This window comes from Vibrio chanodichtyis (genome assembly GCF_028863985.1).
In the GTDB taxonomy this organism is placed as follows: domain Bacteria; phylum Pseudomonadota; class Gammaproteobacteria; order Enterobacterales; family Vibrionaceae; genus Vibrio; species Vibrio chanodichtyis.
This window is the reverse complement of record NZ_JARBFT010000001.1, coordinates 111,158-128,779: the sequence shown is the minus strand read 5'-3', so window position 1 is coordinate 128,779 and position 17,622 is coordinate 111,158. Positions and strand designations below refer to the sequence as shown.

Annotated in this window: 10 protein-coding genes and 1 tRNA gene; 2 read left to right on the top strand and 9 right to left on the bottom strand. The window is 43.0% G+C overall.

Features of this window, described 5'->3' with window-relative positions; all coding sequences use genetic code 11:
• Window positions 1-23: 23 nt before the first annotated feature.
• Window positions 24-2,054 (bottom strand): excinuclease ABC subunit UvrB, encoded by a 2,031-nt coding sequence (uvrB, locus tag PUN32_RS00515; RefSeq protein ID WP_274721267.1) that lies wholly within the window; start codon window positions 2,052-2,054, stop codon window positions 24-26.
• Between the two features lie 580 nt (window positions 2,055-2,634).
• Between uvrB and PUN32_RS00510 the strand changes: the two genes are divergently transcribed.
• A tRNA-Asn gene (locus PUN32_RS00510) sits at window positions 2,635-2,710 on the top strand.
• A 111-nt stretch (window positions 2,711-2,821) separates the two neighbouring features.
• On the opposite strand, the gene PUN32_RS00505 is transcribed toward PUN32_RS00510, so the two are convergent.
• The 5 genes from PUN32_RS00505 to PUN32_RS00485 form a co-directional block, all read right to left on the bottom strand.
• A complete protein-coding gene (locus PUN32_RS00505; RefSeq protein WP_274721266.1) occupies window positions 2,822-3,490 on the bottom strand; it encodes a hypothetical protein in 669 nt (222 codons plus the stop codon).
• Between the two features lie 59 nt (window positions 3,491-3,549).
• On the bottom strand, window positions 3,550-4,686 hold the full coding sequence (locus tag PUN32_RS00500; RefSeq protein WP_274721265.1) for a glycoside hydrolase family 5 protein: 1,137 nt from the start codon (window positions 4,684-4,686) through the stop codon (window positions 3,550-3,552).
• Between the two features lie 318 nt (window positions 4,687-5,004).
• The gene (locus PUN32_RS00495; protein WP_274721264.1) at window positions 5,005-7,290 is read right to left on the bottom strand and encodes a glycoside hydrolase family 9 protein; all 2,286 of its coding nucleotides are present in this window, start codon (window positions 7,288-7,290) and stop codon (window positions 5,005-5,007) included.
• A 164-nt stretch (window positions 7,291-7,454) separates the two neighbouring features.
• A complete protein-coding gene (locus tag PUN32_RS00490) occupies window positions 7,455-8,471 on the bottom strand; it encodes a LacI family DNA-binding transcriptional regulator (protein WP_274721263.1) in 1,017 nt (338 codons plus the stop codon).
• Window positions 8,472-8,570: 99 nt separating this feature from the next.
• Entirely contained in the window at window positions 8,571-11,654 is a 3,084-nt protein-coding gene (locus tag PUN32_RS00485) for a GH116 family glycosyl hydrolase (protein WP_274721262.1), read from the bottom strand.
• 64 nt (window positions 11,655-11,718) lie between these two features.
• Here PUN32_RS00485 and PUN32_RS00480 point away from each other — a divergent pair, with 64 nt between their 5' ends.
• Complete coding sequence (locus tag PUN32_RS00480; RefSeq protein ID WP_274721261.1) at window positions 11,719-12,660, top strand: aldose 1-epimerase; 942 nt, start codon at window positions 11,719-11,721, stop codon at window positions 12,658-12,660.
• Between the two features lie 35 nt (window positions 12,661-12,695).
• On the opposite strand, the gene PUN32_RS00475 is transcribed toward PUN32_RS00480, so the two are convergent.
• The 3 genes from PUN32_RS00475 to PUN32_RS00465 all read right to left on the bottom strand — a co-directional run bounded on the left by PUN32_RS00475 (window position 12,696) and on the right by PUN32_RS00465 (window position 17,617).
• Window positions 12,696-15,107, bottom strand: coding sequence for a GH36-type glycosyl hydrolase domain-containing protein (locus PUN32_RS00475; RefSeq protein WP_274721260.1), 2,412 nt, complete (start codon window positions 15,105-15,107; stop codon window positions 12,696-12,698).
• Window positions 15,108-15,176: 69 nt separating this feature from the next.
• Complete coding sequence (locus tag PUN32_RS00470) at window positions 15,177-16,268, bottom strand: ABC transporter ATP-binding protein (protein WP_274721259.1); 1,092 nt, start codon at window positions 16,266-16,268, stop codon at window positions 15,177-15,179.
• Complete coding sequence (locus tag PUN32_RS00465; RefSeq protein WP_274721258.1) at window positions 16,268-17,617, bottom strand: GH1 family beta-glucosidase; 1,350 nt, start codon at window positions 17,615-17,617, stop codon at window positions 16,268-16,270. Before PUN32_RS00465 ends, PUN32_RS00470 begins: the two co-directional genes overlap by 1 nt.
• Between the last annotated feature and the right edge of the window lie 5 nt (window positions 17,618-17,622).

Here is a 17,622-nt window from a genome sequence, read left to right as displayed (position 1 = left end):
ATTCATTTCACTCACTGGCTAGGCTAACTGTTGATGATAAATTGTTGACGTAGCTGATGAATTTCATCACGTTTCTGGGCGGCCAGCTCAAATTCCAAATTCTGCGCGTGTTGATACATTGCCGCTTCTAATTGGCTGATCTGTTTATCTAACTGCTGCGGAGTCAAGATTTGGTATCCGGCACTCTCTTCCGCCACTTTCGCCAATGGCACCACTTTGCTGTGCTTCGGTTTGCGCGATTTAGCAATATCGCCCAACTCCATAATATCTTTGATATTGCGTTTTAACGGCTGCGGAGTGATCCCGCGTTGCTGATTATACGCTTGCTGCTTAGCTCGGCGGCGCTCGGTTTCATCCATCGCTTTCCCCATCGATTTGGTGATGGTGTCTGCGTACAAAATCGCTTTACCATTGACGTTACGCGCCGCGCGGCCAATAGTCTGGATCAGTGAGCGCTCGGAACGTAAAAAGCCCTCTTTATCGGCATCCAAAATCGCCACTAACGCGACTTCTGGCATATCTAAACCTTCACGCAGTAAGTTGATCCCAACCAGCACATCAAAGACGCCTAAGCGTAAATCACGAATGATTTCAACACGTTCAACCGTATCAATATCAGAATGCAGATAGCGTACTTTCACCCCGTGCTCATGCAGATATTCGGTCAAATCTTCCGCCATCCGCTTGGTCAAGGTGGTGACTAAAATCCGCTCATCATTAGCGGCACGCACGCGAGCCTCGGAGAGCAGATCATCAACCTGAGTGGCCACAGGGCGCACTTCAATCAAGGGATCCAATAAACCGGTAGGACGTACCACTTGATCCGCCACTTCACCCGCCGATTTGTTTAACTCATATTCGCCTGGCGTAGCCGAGACAAAAATGGTTTGTGGTGCAAGCGCTTCAAATTCATCAAATTTCAATGGACGATTATCCAGCGCGGAAGGCAGCCGAAAGCCAAATTCGACTAAGGTTTCTTTGCGTGAGCGATCGCCTTTAAACATCGCGCCAATTTGTGGCACGGTGACATGAGATTCATCGATGATCAGCAAGCCATCGTGTGGTAAGTAGTCAAATAGTGTCGGAGGTGGCTCACCTTCGGCACGTCCACTGAGATAACGCGAGTAGTTTTCAATCCCAGAGCAAAAACCCAGCTCATTCATCATTTCAAGATCAAACTGAGTGCGTTGGGCAATCCGCTGCTCTTCCAGCAGTTTATTATTATCCAACAGATACTGACGTCGGCTATGCAGCTCATGTTTAATCTGTTCAATTGCGGCGAGGATCCGCTCACGCGGCGTCACATAGTGGGTTTTCGGGTAAATGGTGTAACGTGGCAAATCACGAGATAGGATCATGCCAGTCAATGGATCAAACAGACTGATGCACTCAATTTCATCGTCAAACATCTCTACCCGCACCGCCTGTTGATCCGATTCGGCTGGGAAAATATCAATCACCTCACCACGAACACGAAATTGGCCACGCTCAAACGCCAGATCATTGCGCGAATATTGTAATTCAGCCAAACGGCGTAGCATGTCGCGCTGATTAATCACATCGCCACGTCGCAAATGCAGCATCATTTTTAAATAAGAATCGGGATCACCCAAACCATAAATGGCCGAGACCGATGCGACGATCACCGCATCTTTGCGCTCCAATAAGGCTTTGGTGGCCGATAAACGCATTTGCTCAATATGCGCATTAATCGAGGCGTCTTTTTCAATGAACGTATCGGTGGTAGGCACATAGGCTTCAGGTTGGTAGTAATCGTAATAGGAGACGAAAAATTCCACCGCGTTGTTCGGGAAAAACGCTTTCATTTCGCCATACAGTTGCGCTGCGAGGGTTTTATTCGGCGCGAGCAAAATCGTTGGGCGTTGTAACTGGGCAATCACATTGGCCAAAGTGAAGGTTTTTCCTGAGCCCGTCACACCGAGCAGGGTTTGATGGGCTAATCCCGCTTGCAGACCATTCAACAACTGCTGGATCGCGCTGGGTTGATCACCGGCGGGTTGATAATCGGAAACCAGTTCAAATGCTTTACTCATGCCATCCTCATTACGCTTATCTGCTCGGCGCCATTGTTACTGGATGTACAGCCAGTGATCAAGTACTTCTTCCATCACGTATTCCCAAACCACTTGGCGTTGCAGGTCTATCCATCGCAGTGCGATGTCAGTAAAGTTTACTGCAATTAATCCTAGCGTTATCACTCCAGAGTTGCTAATCTTGCTGCCCCCATTTCGGCTTAACGCCGAACGCGAACATAAAAATAATCCACTAGTTTTCCCCAGATTTTGTTCTGCACGCCTTATCGAGCCGAAAAGGCCAGATTTCATCACTCAGCCACTCAAGAGTGACAAATTTCAAATAAACAATGAAAAATAAAGCGTTAAGCAAAAATAAAACTCCATTCAAAACCAGCGTTATACATCCTCAATACCGGCATTAAAGGTTAATCAAGATCCATTCACATACTTATCCACAAATTTAGTGGATAAGTGAACCCAGCTCAATAGCGGTAAGGGATACACAAAAGTAAACCCTTCACTGCATAAAAATGTGTTTTTTAATGTGAAATGGTTGACACTCATCGGCCCGCTCGCTAACATCCGACACGAAAATTATTCCTCCTTAGTTCAGTCGGTAGAACGGCGGACTGTTAATCCGTATGTCGCAGGTTCGAGCCCCGCAGGAGGAGCCAAATTCCATCAAAAAAGACGTCCTAGGACGTCTTTTTTGTATGTAAATGTCGCCATTTCAAGCAATTTTGCTCTTAATGTTTTTCTGACCGATGCCTATACATAAATGCTTGTTACAGCGGACGACAGCCAGTGTTACCATTCGGTGCGCTTGATGAGACCAGAAACGCTACATTGGCCAACGTAAATTGCAAATCAGCCATTGAATCCCAAACGCCTGAAATATAAGGTGTTCTAAATGCGGCATTTAAATAATCCGCACTAGGAGCTAAATCACTCACTAGAAGTTGACAACGATACCAATCGCCACCGGCAGGAACTTGTCCCACACCGATTTGATAATAATTATCATACTGTGGTGTGGCAGACTCAAGCCTGACTTGTATCTCATTAGACTCTCCGTAATTCTTCACCTTCAGATCAATAGTCATGACTCCCGCTGCATATAGTTCAGATAGATCTGTCACTTGACCAACAGCAGGCTCAAAGAAAATACCGCCATTACCTGGAAATAACACATCAATGACATCTTCGGTTAGTTCTCGCTCTGCACCGAAGGAATCAAATTTATGCTTATCACTCAGATCCGTCGCCAGTGAAAAGTCGCCGGAATAAAATACGGCGAAATCACCATTAGAGAGAGCTGGAGCACTATTGAATGCAGGACTATCTGGACTACCTGGATTAAAGTCAACATTAATATCGCGATCTTTTAAATTACAGCCACTTATTAAACCAATAAAAATCAATGTCACAAGACAATTAACATTATTTGCTTTCATGTTTACTCCTTAATTAAAAAATTGATAAATAAAAATTACATATTAATTCCATGGAATTTTTATTGTGGAATTAATGCATCTATTAGTTCTGAACGCCATTGATTAGAATTAAAATCATAAGCACCAAAATCTGAGCTGTATTCCCAGTAGTGCCAGCTAAAACTCCGTTTTTCTGCTTCTCTGGCAATATAAGCAGTCCATGCTTTTTGATCTTGTGGCTGAGAATATTTGCTATATACACCAAATTCACCAATGTTTATTTCAAATCCTCGTCCAGCCTGTTGATTCCAATCGGTAATAACATTGAGATAATCGGTTAAAACTTTCTGTTCATCTACTGTACCTAACCATCTGGTGCCTATCCAATTTTTTGCATTTTCAACCCAATCTGCACCTTGGTGAGTAAATTGGAACGGTTCATAGAAATGTACCGTTATAATAGTGTTCTGAGCGCTGACACTATCTGGCAAGACCAAATCGTTAAGCTTGGTAGGCCCGCCCCAATCAGCCGTACCAATCATAATTTTTCTTTGCCCTAAAGAATTATGTTGACTACTGGCATTATCCAGCCAAATAAGTTTAGTTAAATCTGCAACAAGAGCATTCCATTCCTTAACTCCGAGATTACCGTGTGGTTCATTGAGAAATTCAAATACTAACTGCTCTTCATCATATTCGCTCAACGGAAATCGCTGTGCGATTTGATTCCAAAATGAGAGTAAACGCTGACGATGTTGATCAAACTCGTTTTTGTTATAAAATAATTCATCAAAATGATGACTATTAATAATTACTTTTAATTGATTTTGAATAGCATAATCGACAACTTGTTGGACTCTAGCCATAAAAACTTCATCAATAACCTTGGGGTCACTTTGGGTATGAGCATTCCAACGTACAGGGATTCGAACACTAGCGAAACCAGCAGATTCAATATTTTCAAAATCAGAAGCCTGAATAATAAAATCATGGTTCCACTCACCTTCATAATTAGGTGACTCTAAATAATTACCAAGATTTATTCCACGACCAAGAAAACTGAAGTCTAAACCTTTACTAGAATTCCAATAATACAAATCAGTGTAGTATTGGTCAGATAATTTTGTTCCTTCATTATTTTCCGAGCGACAACCAATATTAAGAAACACCATAAAAAACACTAACAACCAAAATTTAACAAATCTAATTTCTCTCATGATAATAATTCTCACATACTCAATGTGGCATTGTTTTTAATTAATTACAATATAATCAGCATAAATCTATAACTGCATCAAAAGTTAGCACATTGCATTAAGCGGCACTATAATTAGCAATATCGAAGAAAAGAAATACATTTCGATTATAATTAACATCAACGGCAATACAGGCCATCGCTAGATATATAATGAAAATTTAAATATTATTTAGAATTTTAAAATTATTTCTTTCCAATGAATAAAACCATCACAATTATGATCATCTTATTACCGACAAATAAAAATACTACACGGTAATAAGATGATAATTTAAATTTAGTTTAGTTTCCCTTCATCTAAAGCAGATGTTAACCAAACCAGAGGTGCATTCCAGTTGATCGTAATCTCATTAAATGACCAGGCATTAATGTTATCGCGATAGCAAGTTTGACCCACACACTCACCTTTTAAGGTAGCCGCAACAGGGTCACTGTAACTCACCGAATTGGGACCACCAACCAAAGCACCAGGCGCAGGGGCTGGCGATTTTTCATCAGCGGCATGCGCCCAAAAGCGATGGTGAGGACGCTGAGCAGCATTAGGACCATAGCCAGTAATATATGAAAGGTTCATCGGGTTAGCACCTAGCAAGTAATCCATCGCATTGGCTGCGGCCTTGACATATTTGCTATCACCGGTGAAGTCATGAGCATAAATTAATAAAATACCTCTATTCACAAAGCTAGAGTTCGAGCCCCAAGGATATTCCTCAACGGTATAAGGAATATGGTAGCCTTCGTTCTTTATCTGATTAACAAAACTATCAGCCGTGGCTATGAGATTATTTCTTGCGGTATTAACTAGATCTTCGCCTAGATTATTAGGGACGATAGCTAAGCTCACAGTACCTAACGGTGCGGTGTAACCCCAGAACATTTCATCCTTAGCTTCAATATTACCTTTTGGCGTTTCTAGATAATGAGGTGACTTTTTCAGCACGGTAAGATATTTCGATTCACCAGTTGTGATATACAACTCGCTAGCAGCCCAATAAAACTCATCAGAAAGTTCGAGATCGTCATAAGGACCAGAACCAATAAAATTATCATAAGCAAAAATATTAGAGTGCTGATTTGCGGAGTCCCAAGCTTGTTGTGCGGCATTCAAACAGCGTCTTGAAAAATCCGGGTCGATTTCTTGCCAAATACGTGCACATTGAGCGCCAACAGCCGACAAATTTAAAGTTGCTGCTGTGGTTGGAGAACCGACATAACGTTTCTGAGTGTCCATATGAGGTGGCAGAGGCATTCCTGTCCACTCTTCGTCTGCAACTTTATGGAATGCCATTCCTTTCGCGTTGATCTGGCTTAATTTTAGCGTCTTGGAACCAGATTGATCACCCACTGGCACTGCGACTGGTTTATCGGTCTGGATCTGCATTGCCAGCATAAACTCAACATTCCACCGAGCCTCTGATAACAAAGGATTGACCCCATTGCCTGCCTCTGGAATGTTTACCTTTCCTTGTGCAAATGGAATTGATGCATTGGCAACCCATCGACCTCTTTCGTACAGGTTTAATAGTGTCCAAGTCGAAATTCCGCTGTTAACCGTATATTTACCATGGTCGCCGGCATCATACCAACCACCGGTGACATCTACCGTAAAATCACAGCCTGGCCAACTATTACCCCAACTGTCAGTTTTATCAAAGCAGGTGACCACATCACTCATATGCCCACCAGGACGAGCCAAGTTTTCTCTTTGCACCAATGACTGATCTATCTCAATACCACTGCGATTTTGGTAAAAATAAGACAATGCATCGTATTTCAACTGAGTATAAATATCGCTATTGATCCGAAATGGGAAACTTTGTTCATCACCCACTGTCACTTGCAAACCATCCATTGGCGCTTTGTATTTTGATAAATCAATCCGATGAAGATGTTCACCCGATGCTTTATTCAGACCAAAAACTTCTGTTTTCCCGGAATCTAAGCTGAGATTGCTACTGTTGGTCAACACCCACTTTAGCGGCTTTTTTGATTGATTAGAGACAAAAATTAATTTATCAGACTGAGGAAGATAACCTAATTGGTTAGCACGGACTGAGTTTATTTTTAACTCTTCCTTAAACTTATCACCAACAACCGAAACATTGCTAAAACATACGGTCGCCTTTTTTTGAGCACCCATTTGGAACTGGAATTCAGTTTTAGCATCACTTTCCACTTGGTGATTAAATTTAAATTTATAGCTTTTCTTTGTAGGTGATATTTTAGTTTCATCAACAAAATAATTGGTATATGGAGGTCCTTCATGCTGGATAAGCGTTTTGACTTGAGTGTCAGTAGTTGCATATGCATCAAATGAAAGCTGATAATCAGCATTATTAGATAGACCGATCCCTCCTTGACCTAATATGATATTCCAAGAATTTTCGCCAGGATTTCTAATCTCAACGCACGCTTCGCCGTCAATAACTTTTACATCTGCCCCGGCACTCCACCAACCATCTAAATTGCCGTTAAATTTTCCATTATTGATTTGTTCCTTGGCATATAGAGAACTCGAAGAAAGAATTAGAACTGTTAACAGTGATAGCCTCATCTTGTACATACTTACTCCTAGACATTGAATTTAATACACCACCAAATTAAGTGATATCGATGGTGAATAATTTGATGCCAGTGCACAAAAAAACAGACCTAATTGTATCAATTATTCCGTTCGTGATTTCGCTAACAATTGCTTCTAGGCCAATGAATCTGTTTCAAGAAACATTATCGATAAATAGACTTAGTAGACTGACGAACAATAAGATCTATCGGGGGTAATCTCGCTTCGTGACGCTCACCAGAAAGCAAATTCAACATTGATTTAGCACATAAGGAACCGATTTCTTCAATTGGCTGACGTAAAGTTGTCAAGGCTGGAGTGAAATATTTTGAAATGGGCAGATCATCAAATCCTATTACCGAGACATCTTGAGGGACATTCAGACCATGATCATTCAACGCCTTAATTGCGCCAAAAGCGGTTTGATCATTGGCCGCAAACAGCGCAGAGAAATGAACTTTAGATTCGATTAATTCAACGGTTTTTTGGTATCCAGTTTCAATACTAAAATCACCTTGCTTAATTAGCTTAGGATTGGGTTTGATATTTAATTCCTGTAATGCTTTTTTATAGCCTTTAAAACGTGCTCGAGAATCAGGCTGACTATCCAAACCTCGAATATGCGCAATGTTCATATGACCCAATTGTAATAAGTGCAACGTCGCCATATAGCCACCGAGCACATTATCCATGTTTAGTGTGCGAATATTTTCCCCTTCGATGTCATATCCGACCGCTACGACTGGAATCGACTCGGAGGTTTTTAAAATTAATTGGTCACTTAGGCAGCCGGTGATCAAAATTATGCCATCAACCGCACATTTGACTAAATACTCCAGTGCATGCATACCCATTTTATTCTGCCAATGGCCACTGGCGAGCACTAAAGAATAGCCCTGTTTCATAAGGACTCTTTCCATGTCATTGAGAATACTACTGGTGTACGGACTATCAGGATGCTGGACTAAGACGCCAATTTTCATTGAGCGACAACTTTTATCTTGTTGAGTTTGGAAATTCGGTTTGTAACCGAGTGTGGTAATGGCTTGTTCGATTTTATAGCTCTTATCTTCCGAGACATAAGTGGTTCGATTTAAAAATCGCGAAACTGAGCTTGGCGATACCCCTGCTAATTTAGCCACGTCATACACGGTTGGCTCTTTTTTCTTTTTATTGGCCATGGCGTTATTCTCCTTTTTATGCATAGTTTCATTAGAATAATCGAATATAGCGTGGGATTAATTATCATACTTAATCCCACGTTTCTAGCCTTTAACCAACTAACAAATTGATTGATAAAGATAAGCAAAAATCATCCCGGGTCGGAAATAGCGTCCAGCCGTGTATTTTAAACCGGTACTGAGCAGCCAAGTGTACAGTTCACCATCACTGACATTTGAGGGTAATTCAGCCAGACTCAACTTGAACAGGTCAACACTCTGAGTTAACGCAGGATTAACTCGGCCATCAGTAAGTAAATGTCCCTCGCTCTTTAACTGTGCTAACAACTTCATCGCTACTTCACCGCTTACGTTAAAGCGTTGTTCGATGTCCTTACCGCTGATGGTGACTGAGCAATTAAACCCTTCTGGTGCCGCAAAAGGAATTTTCGCCATATGGTAAAGTGCCTGATACACCGTATCCATCAGATCTTCGGCTTGTGCTTGTTTACCAGCAAGACGTAAGGCGGTTGCCACGCTAAACTGAACGCCAATCCACACATCTTGTGCCTGAAACGCGTCATGCGGTTGACCATTAGCCAGAGTCATATTGGCGACACCCAATGTCGGGCTATTAGTGATAAAGTTTGTTTGATAGATGTAATCTAAGGTGCGCTCAATGCGAGAGGAATCAAATAAACCCGGTAAATCAACCAGTTTTAAATAACTATCAGCTAACAAAGCATCGCCAAAACTGTTATCAGAATCTGTTTCTAATTGGGCGAATTCGGCGGTAAATGCCAGTGGTGCTAAATCCATCAAACGCTGCTTCTTAGCTAGGCGCTGTTCACGCTTACTGAATTCCCCGGTTAATTGGTAAGCATCTAAATAAGCATTCACTAGGGGAGCATCATGCAGCGGATTTCCGGTCAAGCTCAATCCAAGTGCTTCGAGCGCCTCGAAATGGCTGCCAGTCAGATGCTTGGCTTGTAGCGGGGTAATAAAAAAGTGGTAATAACCTTTTTGCTCATCCCACAAACCACGCTCTAGCGTTTCAAGGGCCTGCTTCGCCCTTTGTGTATAATCTTGTGCCAATTCGCTTTCACCAACCAATACTGCCAGTTCACTCGCAGCACGTAATCCGGCAACCCATAAACTAGCACAATAGATTGAAACACCATGTGAAGCCAAATTATCAAACGTGTCGTCGGTACCTCGAGTCAAAGGCAGGACATCTCCCGGTTCAATTAGTTGGATAAGATAATCCATACTCGCCTGAACAGAAGGCCAGCAAGTTTCGACGATGTCACGGTCTGCTGTTTTTTGCCAATGTCGATACACCATTAAAATAAATTTAGGGGCCAGATCTTTCCATTGTTTAACGTTATGCCAACTGTAAGCATCTGGCTCAATATCAAATGGACTGCCCAGATCGTGAATCACTGCACCTCGTTCAGCTCGAGTTCCTTGGTATTTTTCATCCACCAATTCTGCATAGGGCTTATCTTCATATTCCCAATAGCGACGCAGCCTATCATTACTATTCAAAATAGCTTTTGCAAAGTGCTTCATCACACAGCCATCCAGCTCTGGCAGCAGATAGAGCAATGAAAATGAACCATAGAAATACACATCTAATGAGTTAAAGAATGGGTAATCGACACACTCTTTCACCAACAAGATATTCTCTTTATCCCACACGGTAGACTCGGCTAAAAACGATAAACAGTTCATCGCCATGGTCGCATAACGCCGCGCACTGTCACGATCAACAAAATTTTGCTCTGCTTGAGCCAAAAAGTTTGATTGCTCAGCAATAATGCTTCGTTCAATCTGATCAAGTTTGGGTAACGTATATTCAAGTATCGATTGCGCTCGCAGATCCGATGAGAAGTAGCGGACATAGGCCTTTTCACTTTCCCAACCATCTAACAAAATTTTGCTGTGTTCCATCACTTGCGCAAAGCGAAGCGCAATCGTCTCTCCCGGCTCAAGCGTCACTTGCACACACACTAAAGCGCTTAATGACTCTCGACCACTGTATGTTCCACGATCAAAATGTTGATTGGTTCGTCCCGTATTTAATGCTCGCTCCACTTGCTGCTCAGTTTTACTGCTGTATAACTGTGGTTTAACCGTGACGGTGATCTTGCCGGCAGCTGCCGAATGCTGAGTATGCACGCCATACACCACCTCCCCTGAGATATCAGCGGCATAAGGTGAATGGGATGTCATACTCACGCCTTGAAACGTGTAGTTATCACCGGTGAACGTCACAGGTTGATGCTGCTGACCAATGGTATTTTGCACCAAATGACAACAGGAATCTTGTACCCCCTCGCGCGCTTTTTTATAGGTAGACCCAAGTAAATTACGCAGAGGCTGAACCAAGGTAACCAGTTGAATTCGATCACTGCGGTTACTGATCTCAAATTGGTTCCAGTGCATAGGTAAGCTGCAGAGAGTTTGGTCATCTTTCACCATTGGAGAAACAACCTGACGCGTCAGCGTGATAGCCCCAAGCCCTTGATACTCATATTCTGCGATTGGATATAGCGCACGGTAGTCGATTTGGCTTGCTTCAATTGATGCAATACTGGTCTTCTGATTGGCCGTCAATGACCAGGCACGCGCAGAACCATTGATGAGTAAACCATTAAAGAAATCAAGCGCGACCAGTAACTGCGTTTTCAGACTGAAGGGATCATTGACAATCGCTTGCTGAGTCTGGTTGGAAAATTCAATATGCCAACGTACAAAATTAGCTTGGTTAGTGGTATAAAATAACCCTGATTTTAAACAATTTTTTATTCCATCAAGAATATTAAGTTTATCGTCACAAGATTCAATAACAAATGAAAAATCTGCCGGATAAAATCTTAAGAACAGTAATAATTCATCAAGATTCGGAATCGCTAAATTATCTAGACTGTGCTCATCCATCACTGAACAATAAAAATCATTAAAATGAACATTTTCATGTTCACAATCAATAAACACACCGGGAATAAAACTAAAGTTAGGAGTATTACCTTGCGGTGTTAAGGTAAAGGTTGAGCCTATCCCACCAACCGCCATGCCAGTATTGGCAGGAGTTGTGGAGATAGGCGTATACCAAGGCTGAAGAAACTCGACGGCATTACCTTGGCTACATAACTGCCCTGCGGGCCCTAAGTATGATGTATATGGAATTTTATTTATCATGATTTCAAATCCAACATTGAATATTTAAATTCATCCTTTAATATATAAAAAAAGGAGTAAATCTATGTTTAAATTAATTAAAAATAATTTTGGTAAATTCAACGCAACAACCATATTGAATTCTGAACGAGGAATTCAAGTTGATATTATTCATGACTTCGGAGCGATAATTAATCAATATAGAATTAATCACAGTCCATTTTCATTTATTGTCGGATACCAAGACAGCCATGATCTAATTCAATCTCATCCGTTCTTTTCGCGCAGCGCAAAACTATTTCCTTTTCCCAATCGCCTAAAAGATGGTCATTACCGCTATAGACAACAAGACTACCAACTGACTGCCAACTTCCCATGGTCTGAGCACGCCGTGCACGGTTTACTGTATAACCAACCATTTCAACTAATTGCACATGAAACTACCCAAGAATACGCTCAAGCTACATTTCGTTTTGAAACCAATAAATTAGTTGATGGATATCCCTTTGCATTTCGGCTTGATGTTCAATACCACATCAATCATCAGGGCCGATTAAGCTGTACCACCACGATTACCAACCTAGGCACTGAACCTTTCCCGTTTGGGGATGCTTGGCACCCTTACTTCTCACTGGGTTGTGATCTCGACCAATGCCAGCTCATGATCGATCCACAGGCTGAAGTTCAACACCAAAACGACTTACCAACCGGCACCTTGCTCCCTAACAAACAGTTTTTAATTCCAACCTCATTAGAAGGGATAAGTCTTAACCATTGTTACCAATTCAGCTCAGCATCAGCGCAATCGATTAGACTGACTCGCAATGATCAACAAGCTGCATTGTCTTTCGAGCAAGGTAGCGGCTACTCCTTCGTACAACTCTACACTCCACCGTCAGAAGCCAGTATTGCCATTGAGCCAATGACTTGTCCTGCTGATGCGTTTAATAATCATATTGGTTTGCTCGAGTTGGCTCCCACGCAAAGCGTGCAATTAAATTGGCACTGCCAAGCTCAATGGGGGTAATCAGTTAAAGGGGAGCCAGAGCGCTCCCCACACCATTAGCCTAATCGCACCTCAATTTGATGCTCTCCCTGAGTAAACACTGGGACTTTATTCCCCGTAATACACTCACCGTTGACCCGCAACTCAGCCACCCCTTTACTCACTTTGTTAGGGTTGGTAACATGAATATGGTAGGTCGCTCCACGGAACTGGCGTTTTACACGAAACTCTGGCCAAGCGGATGGAATACAAGGATCCACAATTAAGCCGTCAATTTCTGGCCGAACCCCCAGAATCCATTGGGTACCGGCAATGTAGGTCCAGGACGAGGTTCCAGATAACCAAGCATTGCGGCCAAGCCCAAATTGCGGATGCTCATCACCAAGAATATTTTGTGGATAGCAGTAGGGCTCTGACTCAAAGGTATCGAGTACCTCATTTTTCGATGCAGGGTTGATTTGACGGTAATACTGGTAAGCGCGATCACCATGGCCCATTTTGGCTTCCGCAATCATCACCCAAGGGTTAGCGTGCAAGAAAATGCCACCATTTTCTTTGGCACCCGGTGGGTAAGTCGATACCCCGCCAAGATTAGGGTTAAAGCCATTGTAACCTGGCGTCGAAAGCTTGATTCCATTGGCGGTATTGAGTTTTTGATAGACAGACTCTAGCGCTTGGCTGGCTCGCTCTTGCTCGGCAAACCCAGCAATCACCGGCCAGCTTTGACCATTGGTATAAATTTGGCCTTGTTCGTTGGTGTGTGAGCCAACTGGCTGACCTTGTTCATCAAAATAGCGCACAAACCACTCACCATCCCAACCACATTGGTTAACAATCGCTTTCATTTGCTGGTATTGAGCCTGATACTGCTGCGCGCGTGCCTCTTCACCACGCAAATGACATAAATCCATCATATCGAGCAGAGCTTTACCGTACATGCTCGCCACCATTAGCGACTCCGCACCCGTGGGTAGATTGACCGTATCATTCCAATCAGCAAAGCCCAACAGCGGCAAACCATGTTGGCCGGTATTGCTACGTGTAAATTCAATCGCACGGCACAAGTGATCCCACACACTTGCCGATTCTAGCGCTTTACCTTGTTTATCTTTTTGATAAAACGGGATGATCTTATCGAGAAACGCAGCATTACCGGTTTCTTTCACATATTGGGTCACCGCGTAAACAATCCATAAATGATCATCACCGTAGTAATCAGGCCGATCTGCTTCTTCACGGGAATCCCCCGCATTGGCTTCCATCGTGGATGGGAAGAACTGATGCATAGCGGAACCATCGATGTTTTGTACCGACAGTAAACGCTCAATAAATGCACGTGCCTCTTCTGGCATGTGAGTGATCACGCCAAGCGTATCTTGGGAAGAGTCTCTAAAACCAATACCTCGTGCCCCATAACCAAGCTGATACAACGACAAATAACGTGACCAGTTTTTTGTCGTGTGACATTGGCGTGGGTTGTGAATATTAAGCATCGAGTTCATGGCCGGATCTGGGGTTTCAACTTGAATCGCCGCCAGATACTGGTCCCAGTGCTCAGCGAGATCAGCAAACGCTTGATCGACTTGTTGATGATCTCGATACCGAGCAAGCAAAGTTTCTGCCTGCTTTAAACTTGGCATTTGCGTTAATTGCACCACTGTGCGTTCTGATTGCTGAGGAGCCAACCAGCCTAAACGCAAATTTAACGCACCGATATTGTCGCCGCGTAAACACTCACTATTGCCAAGCTCTGCCGTAAATAGTTTCTCAGGTGCAGCCCAACTGCCATAACCCATATTGCCAAGAAACTTCTGACGATCACCATCAAAAGATGTCGCAGGGCGATCCGCAGTCATTAAATTTACCGCATAGTCACGCTTCATAAAGGCATACTGCTCAAGCACAGTATGGCCAGAAGCTTGTTGGTGAGACTTCAGTGTCATGGTTTGCGGTACCCAATCGGCATTCACCAATTGTTTTAATGCATCAAAATGAGTGAATTCAAAAACTGGCACGACATCGACATGCAGCTCTTCATCACTTAAGTTGGTCACCTTAATGTCTTCCAGCAACACCGGTGCATCTTTCGGCACAAACAGCGTCACCTCACAACGAACCCCATAGCCCTCTGCCACAATTTTGGTGTAAGAAAGGCCTGTATGATTCTCAAACTTATCGAGCGGTTTTAAAGTTGGGGTATAAAAAGGTGAAAAGACTTCTACTTGGCCTGCACGATTGGTCACTTTCAGATAAACCGTTGAACCTTTAAAATCTGAATTAGGTAATTGCGCAATATATTTGGTAATACGGTTTAATGCCGGATCACCTTTACACAACACCACACCACCATTGCTATCAACTAGACCGCCGAACTCGAGCGTACCGACATAGTTACACCACTTTATTGGTGTACATGGCGTGGTGGCGATATATTCTTTAGTACTATCGTCAAAATATCCGAATTTCATATCACTATCCTTAGCTCCCATCAATTGGGAGCTAACTATTAATTGGTATTATGGGTTTGAAATAAATGACTAGTGCGCCAATGATTTTTCACTGAATGCATCAAATAGATGAATGGCATCGAGATCTAAATACAGCGTGAGTGATTGGCTGTGCACTTCGGCGGCTTGAGTCTCTACCGTCAAGGGTTGCCCACCAACTTCAGTACGAAGCAGAATACTCGCTCCAAGTAACTCTTTGTCTTTAATTGTGACAGGAATTGGCAATACACGGTCGTGCTCCACTTGCTCGGCACGCAAGTGAATATCGGTTGGGCGAATACCAAAATGCAGGGCAAGATTTTTTGACGCATGAGCTTTAAAACGCTCAGGTAATGGAATTTTCACATCTCCTAGCATAATGAAAAACTCATTTTGATTATTGATCAACTTGGCATCTAACATGTTCATCGATGGGTTACCGATAAACTGCGCGACAAATTTGTTGGCTGGTCGTTTAAAAACTTCGGTTGGAGTACCAACTTGTGACACGTAGCCATCTTTTAAGATCACAATCCGATCAGCGAGTGTCATAGCTTCAATCTGATCATGGGTGACATAAATGGTGGTGGTCTTCAACTCACGGTGCAACTGTTTAATCTCTTCACGCATCACACCACGTAGCTTGGCATCAAGATTCGATAATGGCTCATCAAATAAAAACACTTTGGGAGTTCGAACCATTGCGCGTCCCATCGCCACACGCTGACGCTGTCCACCAGAAAGTTCCTTCGGCTTACGATCAAGCAGTGGCTCTAGCTCAAGCATTTTGGCCGCTTTACGCACTTCTACATCAATCTCAGCTTTTTTCATGCCCTTCAATTTGAGAGCAAAAGCAATGTTTTCATACACCGTCATATGGGGATACAACGCATAGCTTTGAAACACCATTGCCAAGTCACGATCTTTAGCGTCAATCTTGTTCATCAACTTACCATCAACATAGATTTCGCCCGACGAAATGTCTTCAAGTCCAGCTAACATACGCAAAGTCGTCGATTTTCCACAGCCAGAAGGACCAAGAAAAACTACAAATTCACCATCATTGACTGTGAAGTCAAAATGCTTAACCACATCGACATTACCAAATGACTTTTTAATATTACAAAATTCGACTTTAGCCATTACTTATTCTCCTCGGCACGCTCTAGCAACATATTGCGGTATGCAATAGCGCTCTGCTTCAATGTTCTTTGCTGTGTACTGTAATCAACATGGACAATTCCAAAGCGTTGCTTATAGCCAAATGCCCATTCAAAGTTGTCCATTAAACTCCATGCAAAGTAACCATCTACATGCACACCTGCTTTAATCGCCTTGTCCAATGCATCCAAATGAGACTGGAAGTAAGCTACTCGCTGGCTATCATTCACCGCTCCATCACAGAGCTGGTCATTACACGCCGCACCATTTTCGGTAATATAAATCGGGGGTAAATTGTCGTAGCGCTGTTTAAAACGCAGCAGAAGATCGGTCAATCCTTGAGGGTAAACCTCCCAACCAATGTAGGTATATTCCGCGCCTTCAGGTTTGATCTGCTCAATGTCACCATGTTGGTTGTAATGAGCTACCCCTCGGCTGTAATAGTTGATACCAATGTAATCAACGCTAGCACTGATAATTTCGAGATCGCCTTGAAGTACCATTGGCATGTTCTGCGCATGGCGCTCTGTAACCAGAGCTGGATATTCACCTTTGAGTACAGGATCGACAAACCAATGGTAGTTTTCTGCATCACAGTAATCGGCAGCGCTTTGATCTTTCTCGGTCAATGGGTAACTAGGCGAAGCATTAAACACGATGCCATGTAATGACTTGGGTGCATTGGCACGCAGAATGGGCATCGCCAAACCATGGCCCAGTAATAAGTGATGAGCCGCTAAAAACCCTTCTTTTTCACCTTCAATACCCGGAGCGTGGATTCCCCAGCGATAACCAAGGAATGCTGCGACAAAAGGCTCATTAAGCGTGGTATAAACATCAATTTTGTTACCAAAATGGCTACTGACCACTTGTGCATACTCAGCAAACTTGTAAGCAGTTTCACGGTTAAGCCAACCACCTTTGTCTTCCAAATATTGTGGAAGGTCCCAATGATAAAGCGTCACATAAACTTTCAAACCTCGCGCATGGCACTCATCAATGATCTGCTCATAAAATGCTAGCCCCTCCGGGTTAACCACACCATCTTGCGGCAAAATACGTGGCCATGCGATCGATAAACGGTAGGCATCGACCCCGAGATCAGCAATCATAGCAATATCCTGCAACCATCGATGGTAATGATCGCAGGCGATTGCACCTGAATCACCGTTATCAACCTTGCCAGGCAATTTACAAAACGTGTCCCAAATCGAAGCTGAACGGCCACCTGCATTTATGCCACCTTCAATTTGATAAGATGAGGTCGCCACACCAAACACAAAATCTTTACTGAGTAACTTCGAATCACTCGGAAATGTATATTTATCCATTTTTA

Bases quoted from the DNA above. Each gene is read 5' to 3' on its own strand.
- uvrB (WP_274721267.1), bottom strand. From the start codon at position 2,054: ATGAGTAAAGCATTTGAACTGGTTTCCGATTATCAACCCGCCGGTGAT.
- PUN32_RS00505 (WP_274721266.1), bottom strand. From the start codon at position 3,490: ATGAAAGCAAATAATGTTAATTGTCTTGTGACATTGATTTTTATTGGT.
- PUN32_RS00500 (WP_274721265.1), bottom strand. From the start codon at position 4,686: ATGAGAGAAATTAGATTTGTTAAATTTTGGTTGTTAGTGTTTTTTATG.
- PUN32_RS00495 (WP_274721264.1), bottom strand. From the start codon at position 7,290: ATGTACAAGATGAGGCTATCACTGTTAACAGTTCTAATTCTTTCTTCG.
- PUN32_RS00490 (WP_274721263.1), bottom strand. From the start codon at position 8,471: ATGGCCAATAAAAAGAAAAAAGAGCCAACCGTGTATGACGTGGCTAAA.
- PUN32_RS00485 (WP_274721262.1), bottom strand. From the start codon at position 11,654: ATGATAAATAAAATTCCATATACATCATACTTAGGGCCCGCAGGGCAG.
- PUN32_RS00480 (WP_274721261.1), top strand. From the start codon at position 11,719: ATGTTTAAATTAATTAAAAATAATTTTGGTAAATTCAACGCAACAACC.
- PUN32_RS00475 (WP_274721260.1), bottom strand. From the start codon at position 15,107: ATGAAATTCGGATATTTTGACGATAGTACTAAAGAATATATCGCCACC.
- PUN32_RS00470 (WP_274721259.1), bottom strand. From the start codon at position 16,268: ATGGCTAAAGTCGAATTTTGTAATATTAAAAAGTCATTTGGTAATGTC.
- PUN32_RS00465 (WP_274721258.1), bottom strand. From the start codon at position 17,617: ATGGATAAATATACATTTCCGAGTGATTCGAAGTTACTCAGTAAAGAT.